Annotated in this window: 2 protein-coding genes; both read right to left on the minus strand. The window is 49.9% G+C overall.

The genetic code is table 11. The annotated features are described in order from the left end of the window. Positions 1-17 precede the first annotated feature (17 nt). Positions 18-647, minus strand: coding sequence for a hypothetical protein (locus Q0338_RS07595; protein ID WP_298086225.1), 630 nt, complete (start codon positions 645-647; stop codon positions 18-20). 74 nt (positions 648-721) lie between these two features. Beyond that, positions 722-1,627 (minus strand): restriction endonuclease, encoded by a 906-nt coding sequence (locus tag Q0338_RS07600; protein ID WP_298086226.1) that lies wholly within the window; start codon positions 1,625-1,627, stop codon positions 722-724. Positions 1,628-1,785: the final 158 nt, after the last annotated feature.

Consider the following 1,785-nt stretch of genomic DNA (forward strand, 5'->3'; position numbering starts at 1 on the left):
GCCAATTTTAGGATTTTTCATTTTACCGCCTTTCTTAGAGCTCCGATTTTGACCGCCTTGCCGGCAAGCGCCTCGCGCACCGCCGCGCTATCCGCCCAGATCGCGCCCGTAACCTGCCCAGGCGCCAAGGTATAAACGCCGCCCGTCTGCGCCTCGTCGCTCGCCTTAAACTCGTTGCCCACGACCAGCTCATAAACGACGTTCGTGTCGTTTTCAAATTTGATCGCCGCTTTTAGCGTCGGCGCTTCGCCCTGTTTCGCCGCGCCCGCGTACTGCTCGAGTACGTTTTTGCTAAGCTTGCCGTAGACGCCGCCAAATTCGTCCAGATATATCCGCACGGCGCGCTTGTCCGAGTTTTTGCCGCCTTTGTCGCCCATACCGACGCTCACGCTCATCTCGTAGGCGGTCTGCCCGGTCGGGAAATCCTTAAATTTTGCGTCGGGAACAAAAACACGCACGTTATCCGTTACTACTTTTTCGTCGTGCGTCTGCGGCGTTACGTCCGTTAGCACGAGCGTGGATTTCACGTCCGCGCCTTTGTCCGAAACAAGCGCAGAGATCGGCACGCGAGTAAGCAGCGTCGTCTCGTAGCAGCCGCTAAAAATAAACGCCGCGGCGAGAGCAAAGATAAATTTTAGTTTTTTCATCGGTTTCCTTTAAATTTACGCCGATTTTAGCATAAATTTCGCCTTTCTACGCCCGAGCGCCGACTCGCGACGGGTCAAATTTCATCACCGAAAAAGTCCCCGTCGATGTCGCAATTCTCGATATTTTGTCGCACCTGGACGCCTAGTTTGTATTTTATCATCAGCTCCGCCAGCCGCTCGCCGTCGATCAAAACAACCGTATGGCTTTGCACGTTTGCTGCGTATCTTTCGGCATCCTTGCTAAATTTCGACGTCGTGATAAATACGCCCTTTTTGGTCTGCTTATCCGAGATTGCGCCGACGAATTTTTGAATTTCAGGACGCGAAACCGCGCCTTGCCAGCTTTTAGCCTGGACGTAAATTTGCGACAACCCAAGCTCGTCCTCGTCTATAATGCCGTCTATACCGCCGTCCGCGCCGCTTTTGGTTAGTCTGCCTACTCCGTAGCCCATTTTTTCGAGCAGGCGCGCCACCAAATACTCAAAAAAGCTCGGCTTTTTCTGAGAAATTTCGTCTAATATTTGAGATTTTAGATTTTGTGCGAGCTCATCTGCCGTCTCGGCGATGACGTCGATGGGCGTCTTTTCTTGCGTCGCGGTTTGCGAGATTTCGGCGCTCGGCGCGCTTTTGTTTTTATAAATTTCATCGTACCAAGCCTCAAATTTCGCCTGCGCATCCTTGCTTTTTAGTATTTGTTTGCCAAAATCCGTTATCTCATACACGCCTCTGCCGGTTTTTTTGACCGGCTTTTTGGTACCGAGTAAATTTACGACTTCTTTATTACCTGCAAAATACGACAACGCCCAGCCCGCGCGGTTAACGTATAAAAGCATGCCGCTAGGGATCCTTTGCGAGAGTTCGTCGTCGCTAAATTTATAGTGCTCCGCGACAAATTTACAAACCTCTTTTCTGTCCACGCTGCCGCGCTCGCCGATAAATCTTAAAATCGGAAACATCATCTCTTTGTAGCTTGGTATCATCGTTTTCCTCATATCCATAAATTTAAGCGTAAATTTTAAGGCGAAGTATCGTGAGATGGATTTAAGGGCTTTGCTTCCCTTGCGGTCGCAACTGCAAGCAGAAGCGACGTAAAAATTTAGCGAAGATAAGACACGTAGTCTATCGAGCTAAATTTTTA

This window comes from uncultured Campylobacter sp., assembly GCF_938018145.1.
GTDB lineage: Bacteria > Campylobacterota > Campylobacteria > Campylobacterales > Campylobacteraceae > Campylobacter_A.